We start from the raw sequence: 7,598 nt of genomic DNA on the forward strand, positions 1-7,598 counted from the left end.
CCGGCAGCGCCCGCTGCCGCCAAGCCGGCCGCAGCGCGTGCCGACGACCGTGCCGGCGCTGCCAAGACGGCCAAGCCGCGTGGTTCGCATGCGATGAAGACCGAGGAGGAGGGGGGCAACCGCTTTGCCGGCCAGCTGCACCTGTCGGCCGCCGACCGTGCGCGTCGTGGCAACACCAGCAATACGCGTGGTCGTCCGGGTGCCCGTGTGCAGCACGGTCGCCGTGGCAACGAGCAGGCGCGCAGTGGCGGCGGCAGCCATGGGTTCGAGCGCCCGACCGCGCCGGTGGTGCGTGAAGTGGCAATCGGCGAGACCATCACCGTGGCCGATCTGGCGCAGAAGTTGGCGCTGAAGGGCGGCGATGTGGTCAAGTCGCTGTTCAAGATGGGCGTCATGGCGACCATCACCCAGAGCATCGATCACGACACCGCGGCGCTGGTGACCGAGGAACTCGGCCACAAGGTGGTTCGCGCCACCAACGACGACGCCGAAGACGCACTGCTGGCAATGGCCGGCGTGGATCTGGAAAAAGCCACGCCGCGTCCGCCGGTGGTCACCATCATGGGCCACGTCGATCACGGCAAGACCTCGCTGCTGGATTACATCCGCCGCACCAAGGTCGCCACCGGCGAGGCCGGCGGTATTACCCAGCACATCGGTGCCTACCACGTTGAAACCCCCAAGGGTGTCATCAGCTTCCTCGACACCCCGGGCCACGCCGCCTTCAGTTCGATGCGTGCCCGCGGCGCCAAACTGACCGACATCGTGGTGATCGTGGTCGCCGCCGATGACGGGGTGATGCCGCAGACCAGGGAAGCGGTCCAGCATGCGCGTGCCGGCAATACGCCGCTGATCATCGCCATCAACAAGATCGACAAGTCCTCGGCCGATCCGATGCGGGTCAAGAACGAGCTGCTCGCCGAACAGGTGGTGGCGGAAGATTTCGGTGGTGATGTCCAGATGGTGGAGATTTCCGCCAAGACCGGTCTGGGTATCGATGATCTGCTGGATGCGATCTCGCTGCAGGCCGAACTGCTTGAACTCAAGGCGGTGGCCGATGGCCGCGCCAGTGGCGTGGTGATCGAATCCTCGCTGGACAAGGGCCGTGGCCCCATGGCGACGGTGCTGGTGCAGCAGGGCAGCCTGAAGAAGGGCGACTACCTGGTGTGCGGTATCCAGTACGGCCGTGTGCGCGCCCTGTTTGACGAAGCCGGCAAGCAGCCGGACCAGGCCGGTCCGTCGATTCCGGTGCAGGTGCTGGGTCTGTCCGGCGTACCGGAAGCCGGTGACGACTTCGTGGTGGTGGACGATGAGCGTCTGGCCAAGGAAGTGGCGCAGGCGCGTGACACCAAGCGCCGCGAGTCGCGACTGGTCGCTTCGGCGGGCAGCCGCATGGAAGACATCATGGCGCAGATGGGCAAGGGCGAAGGCCAGCAGGTGTTGAACCTGGTGATCAAGGCCGACGTCCAGGGCTCGGTACAGGCGCTGTGCCAGGCGCTGACCGCGCTGTCCAACGACGACATCCGCATCGAAGTGATCCGTTCGGGTGTGGGCGGTATCACCGAGTCCGACGCCAGTGCCGCGGTGACCGCCAAGGCAACGGTGATCGGCTTCAACGTCCGCGCCGATGCCTCGGCGCGCCGGATCATTGAATCCAGCGGTGTGGACCTGCGTTACTTCTCGATCATCTATGACGTGATCGACCAGGTGAAGCAGGTGGCGTCCGGTCTGCTCGGGGTGGAAATCCGCGAAGAGATCATCGGTATCGCCCAGGTCCGCGACGTGTTCCGCAGCTCCAAGTTCGGCGCCGTGGCCGGTTGTATGGTCATCGAAGGCGTGGTGAAGCGGAACAAGCCGATCCGCGTGCTGCGCGACAGCGTGGTGGTGTTCGAGGGCGAGCTGGAATCGCTGCGTCGCTTCAAGGAGAACGTCGAAGAGGTTCGCAACGGTACCGAGTGCGGTATCGGCGTGAAGGCCTACAACGACGTCAAGGCCGGCGACCAGATCGAGTGCTTCGAGCGTATTGAAGTGCAGCGCACGCTGTAATCAGGCAACAGCGGGCCGGCGCGCGGAACAGTGCGACCGGCCCGGTTCCATCCCGTAACGAACTCCCAGAGACGAGCTACCCAAACGTGCCCAAGACCTTCCATCGCACCGACCGTGTATCGGCCCAGATCCGCCGTGACCTGGGGACGCTGGTGCACAACGCCGTGCGTGATCACGGATTGCCCTCGGTGAGCGTGTCCGATGTGGAAGTCACCCGCGACATGGCGCATGCCAAGGTGTTCGTCACCGCGCTGATGCCGGAACGTTCGGCCGAAGCGATGAAGGGGTTGAAAGAGCTGACCGGAGAGCTTCGCACCGCGCTGGCGCGGGCGATGAAGCTGCGCCACGTGCCCGAGCTGCACTTCCATTACGACGACTCGGTGGACCGCGGCGAGCGCATCGACAATATCCTGCGCGAGCTGCCCGACACCCTGGCGGCGCAATCCGGATCGGACCCCAAGCCCGACGAAGAGTAGAACCGAGACAGCCCGCAAGGGCTGTTCTGGTATGCGGCCGTTCGCTCGGCGTGTCCGGCACGCCGTCCAGCGGTCCGTTTTCATTGAATCCCCGTGCCGGTTGCGGCCGGTTTTGCCGCGCTGCCGGCTGCGAGTTGATCCCATGCGTCCAAGAATCCAATTCCGCCATCTGGATGGCATTGTCCTGCTCGATAAACCGGCAGGCATGAGTTCCAACACCGCCTTGCAGGTGGCCCGGCGCCTGTTCCGGGCGGACAAGGGCGGTCACACCGGCAGCCTGGACCCGCTCGCGACCGGCTTGTTGCCGCTGTGCTTTGGTGAAGCCACCAAGATCGCCGGGCTGTTGCTGGGCGCGGCCAAGGCCTACGACGCCGAGGTGAGGCTGGGCATGACCACCGATACCGACGACGCCGACGGCGCGCTGCTGCTGGAGCGTCCGGTGCCGGAGATCGACGCGGCGCGGCTGCAGCAGGCGCTGGCCGCGCTGACCGGCCATGTGCGCCAGCGCGCGCCGATCTATTCGGCGCTCAAGCAGGGCGGCGAGCCGTTGTACGTGAAGGCCCGCCGCGGCGAGGTGATCGAGGCGCCCGAGCGCGATGTGCATGTGCAGTCGATCGAGGTGCTGGCGCACGACGGGCCGCGTTTATCGCTGCGAGTGACCTGCGGCTCGGGCACCTATATCCGCAGTATCGCCCGCGACTTGGGAGAGGCGCTGGGCTGTGGCGGCCACGTCACCGCATTGCGGCGGCTGTGGGTCGAGCCGTTCCGGAACCCGCGCATGATCGGACTGGATGCGCTGCGGACCCTGGCCGAGCGCGGCGATGAGGCTGCGTTGCTGGAGTGGCTGTTGCCGCTGGCCGACGGGCTGGTGGACTTTCCCCCGGTGCTGCTGGAGCCCGAACATGCCCGCCGGTTCCGCATGGGGCAGCGCTTGCGTGATGCGGAATGGCCCGCCGGGACGGTGGCGGTATACGACCAGGAAAAGGTTCCGGTCGGCCTGGGGCAGGTCGATGCGTCCGGCCTGCTGGCGCCACAGCGGCTGTTCAACCTCTGAGACCCACGCGCGCTCCTTGTGAGCGCGGGCTGGGGCCGGTACAATTTTGCGGCCCTTTACCGGGCGGGTCCGCAGCCTGCGGGCCACCTTTCCGTCAACGGCGAGCTGGGCGGTGCGTCAATGCACGTTCCTGCCGGCTGCGCATCCCAGAGAAGAAATCATGTCGATCGACACCCAGAAGGTCATTGAAGAAAACAAGCGTGGCGCTGCCGATACCGGTTCGCCGGAAGTCCAGGTAGCCCTGCTGACCGCCCGCATCGAAATGCTGATGGGGCACTTCAAGACCCACAAGAAGGATCACCACAGCCGGCGTGGTCTGCTGCAGATGGTCAACCGTCGCCGCAGCCTGCTCGACTATCTGAAGAAGAAGGACGTGGCGCGCTATAAAGCGCTCATCGAGAAGCTCGGCCTGCGCCGCTAATCACCCGAGTCCCCCGCGGCGCAGCGATGCGCCGCGGTTTTGTTTTGGAAACCCGCAATTCGCAATACGTTCTTCCCTGGCCGGAGCCTCCCGGTCACCTGTTGGCGGCAAGGGTCGTCGGCAGTCCATCTGAAGAAAGCATCATCCAAGGACACCCCCCGTGGCAAAAATCACTAAAACTTTCCAGTACGGCAAACATACCGTCACGCTTGAAACGGGCGAAATCGCCCGCCAGGCCGGCGGTGCGGTCATCGTCAAGATGGACGACACCGTGCTGCTGGTCTCCGCCGTCGCCGCCAAGAGCGCACGCGAAGGCCAGGATTTCTTCCCGCTGACTGTCGACTACCAGGAAAAGTTCTACGCCGGTGGCCGCATTCCGGGTGGTTTCTTCAAGCGCGAAGGCCGCGCGAGCGAGAAAGAGACGCTGATCTCGCGCCTGATCGATCGCCCGCTGCGTCCGCTGTTCCCGGAAGAATTCCGCAACGAAGTGCAGGTCATCGCCACGGTGATGTCGCTGAACCCGGAAATCGACGGCGACATCCCGGCGCTGATCGGCGCCTCGGCGGCCGTGGCCCTGACCGGTGCGCCGTTCAACGGCCCGATCGGTGCTGCCAAGGTCGGTTACATCAACGGCGAATACGTGCTCAACCCGAGCACCACCGAACTGAAGGACTCCCAGCTCGAGCTGGTCGTCGCCGGTACCTCCAATGCCGTGCTGATGGTTGAATCCGAAGCCGCCGAGCTGTCCGAAGACGTGATGCTGGGCGCGGTGATGTTTGGCCACCGCGAAATGCAGAAGGTCATCAACATCATCAACGAACTGGTTGTCGAGGCTGGCACCAAGTCGTGGAACTGGACCCCGCCGGCCAAGAACGAAGCGTTGATTTCCGCGCTGAAGGAAGCCGTCGGTACCCAGCTTGAATCCGCTTTCCAGGTGCGCGACAAGCTGCAGCGCCGCGACGCCATCGTGGCGATCAAGAAGGACGTGATGCAGGCGCTGGCCGGCCGCGCCGAGGCGGACGGCTGGAGCAGCAGCGAGCTGTCGAAGGAATTCGGCGAGCTGGAATACCAGACCATGCGTGGTTCGGTGCTGGCCACCAAGATCCGCATTGACGGCCGTGCACTGGACACCGTGCGCCCGATCTCCTCGAAGGTCGGCATCCTGCCGCGTACCCATGGTTCGGCGCTGTTCACCCGCGGCGAGACCCAGGCCATTGTGGTCACCACGCTGGGCACCGCCCGCGACGGCCAGGTGATCGACGCGGTCAGCGGCGAGTACAAGGACAACTTCCTGTTCCATTACAACTTCCCCCCGTACTCGGTGGGTGAAGCGGGCCGCATGATGGGGCCGAAGCGCCGCGAAATCGGCCACGGCCGTCTGGCCAAGCGCGGCGTGCTGGCAGTGATGCCGTCGCTGGAAGCGTTCCCGTACACCATCCGCGTGGTGTCGGAAATCACCGAATCCAACGGCTCCTCGTCGATGGCCTCGGTCTGCGGCAGCTCGCTGTCGCTGATGGACGCCGGTGTGCCGATCAAGGCGCCGGTGGCCGGTATCGCCATGGGCCTGGTCAAGGAAGGCGGCGACTTCGTGGTGCTGTCGGACATCCTGGGTGATGAAGATCACCTGGGCGACATGGACTTCAAGGTGGCCGGTACTGCCGAAGGCGTGTCCGCGCTGCAGATGGACATCAAGATCGAAGGCATCACCGAAGAGATCATGAAGCAGGCATTGCAGCAGGCCAAGGCCGGCCGTCTGCACATCCTCGGCGAGATGGCTCACGCGCTGACCGCGCCGCGCCAGGAGCTGTCCGATTACGCGCCGCGTCTGCTGACCATCAAGATCCACCCGGACAAGATCCGCGAAGTGATCGGCAAGGGGGGTTCCACCATCCAGGCCATCACCAAGGAAACCGGCACCCAGATCGACATCCAGGACGACGGCACCATCGTCATCGCCTCGGTCAATGCGATCGCGGCGCAGGCGGCCAAGGCGCGCATCGAGCAGATCACCTCGGACGTCGAGCCGGGCCGCATCTACGAGGGCAAGGTCGCCAAGATCATGGACTTCGGTGCGTTCGTGACGATCCTGCCGGGCAAGGACGGTCTGGTTCACGTCTCGCAGATCTCCAGCGAGCGCGTGGAGAAGGTCTCCGACGTCCTCAAGGAAGGCGATCTGGTCAAGGTCAAGGTGCTGGAAGTCGACAAGCAGGGCCGTATCCGCCTGTCGATCAAGGCCGTGGAAGAAGGTGAAGGCGTGCCGGCCGAATAAGCCGTCGCCGTCTCACCGGGTGTTGAAAAGCGGGCTGCGGCCCGCTTTTCTTTTGCGTCGGGAAAAGTTTCTGCGCCCTCCGGTGGGTATGGCGGCGCTGTGGGGCGTTGATGCGGGTGGGGCGGCAGGCGCCACTTCCATCAGCGATGCGCAGAGGCGCCGACAGTGCGGTGGGCCGTTCCCCTACGCGCCAGTGCCGGGTTGTCCTATCAGGCGCAGGGGCGTGGCTGTCGACGATAGCGGCAACTCCCTGCGCGGTATGGATACGTGGGCTGGAAATCCGGGAATGCAGCTGCAAAAAGAAAGATGTATGGAAGACGGTTCGCCGGACTTTCGATTCCTGCGGGGTGCCGGAGGTATCCGGCCGGCATGCCAGCCGGATCGAAGGCCGGGTTGAGCGCGGGGCCCGGACGGGCGGTGAACGGCCGCGGCGAGGTTGCGGGTGCACCCTGACGCACCTGCGGAACGGGTGGAGACCCCACGCCTGGGCAAAGCGGTCGCGGCGGCGCTGGTGGCTGGCGTCAGCGCCGGGATATGGGCGCCGCAGCTGTTGCCGGACGGATTGCGCTGGTTGTTGCTGCTGACAGGAGCATGCCTGTGGTGGCGCAGCGGGCGGTGGCGCTGGATGGGCGCGTTGTTGCTGGGAATGGCCTGGGTGAATCTGCAGGCCGGCTGGGTACTGGCGCGGCAACTGCCGCCGGCCTGGGAGGGTCGGGAGGTGACAGTGACCGGCACCGTGGTGGAATTGCCGGAGGCCGAGGCGCGCCGCACCCGCTTCCGCTTGCGTGTGGATAGCGGGCCCGCACAACCGGCGCCGCTGCGCGGACGGCTGCTGCAGTTGGCCTGGTATGACGAGTTCAATGCCGTCGCGCCCGGGCCACGCACCGCGTTGCATGCCGGGGCGCGCTGGCGGATGACGCTGCGGCTGCGGGCACCGCGTGGCTTGAGCAATCCCGGTGGATTCGATGCCGAGCGGCATGCGCTGGCGCAGCGCATTGTCGCCACCGGCTATGTCCGCGCCGCCGATCAGGCCCATATGCTGGCACCGCCGCGCGGAATAGACGCCTGGCGTGAGCGCATGGCCAGGCGCATTGCGCAGACCACTCCGGCCAGCTCGTCGCGCTATGTGCAGGCGCTGGCATTGGGCGACACCCGCGCCCTGGACGATGGGGACTGGCACACGCTGCGGGCGACGGGGCTGACCCATCTCATCGCGATTTCCGGATTCCATGTCGGCCTGGTGGCCGGGTTCTTCGCCTTGCTCGGCAACGGGCTGTGGCGGTTGCTGCCGGGCCTGGCACGGCGTTGGCCGCGCCCCCAGGCCGCCGCGCT

General features: G+C 65.8%; 6 protein-coding genes. All 6 read left to right on the forward strand.

From position 1 onward, the window contains the following. A partial coding sequence (gene infB, locus QZH66_RS14080; protein ID WP_305806568.1) for a translation initiation factor IF-2 occupies positions 1–2,046 on the forward strand: 2,046 nt, incomplete at its 5' end. An 86-nt stretch (positions 2,047–2,132) separates the two neighbouring features. After that, positions 2,133–2,522 (forward strand): 30S ribosome-binding factor RbfA, encoded by a 390-nt coding sequence (gene rbfA, locus QZH66_RS14085; protein ID WP_305806569.1) that lies wholly within the window; start codon positions 2,133–2,135, stop codon positions 2,520–2,522. A gap of 142 nt (positions 2,523–2,664) precedes the next feature. After that, entirely contained in the window at positions 2,665–3,576 is a 912-nt protein-coding gene (gene truB / locus QZH66_RS14090; RefSeq protein ID WP_305806570.1) for a tRNA pseudouridine(55) synthase TruB, read from the forward strand. A gap of 160 nt (positions 3,577–3,736) precedes the next feature. Further along, positions 3,737–3,997: a 30S ribosomal protein S15 gene (gene rpsO / locus QZH66_RS14095; RefSeq protein ID WP_305806571.1), complete on the forward strand. Its 261-nt coding sequence runs from the start codon at positions 3,737–3,739 to the stop codon at positions 3,995–3,997. Between the two features lie 160 nt (positions 3,998–4,157). Continuing rightward, positions 4,158–6,266, forward strand: coding sequence for a polyribonucleotide nucleotidyltransferase (gene pnp / locus QZH66_RS14100; RefSeq protein WP_305806572.1), 2,109 nt, complete (start codon positions 4,158–4,160; stop codon positions 6,264–6,266). 469 nt (positions 6,267–6,735) lie between these two features. Beyond that, a partial coding sequence (locus tag QZH66_RS14105) for a ComEC family competence protein (protein ID WP_305806573.1) occupies positions 6,736–7,598 on the forward strand: 863 nt, incomplete at its 3' end.

This window comes from Stenotrophomonas sp. YIM B06876 (genome assembly GCF_030711595.1).
Lineage (GTDB): Bacteria > Pseudomonadota > Gammaproteobacteria > Xanthomonadales > Xanthomonadaceae > Stenotrophomonas.

Coding starts and splice junctions, on each gene's coding strand:
- rpsO (WP_305806571.1), top strand. CDS start 3,737: ATGTCGATCGACACCCAGAAGGTCATTGAAGAAAACAAGCGTGGCGCT.
- truB (WP_305806570.1), top strand. CDS start 2,665: ATGCGTCCAAGAATCCAATTCCGCCATCTGGATGGCATTGTCCTGCTC.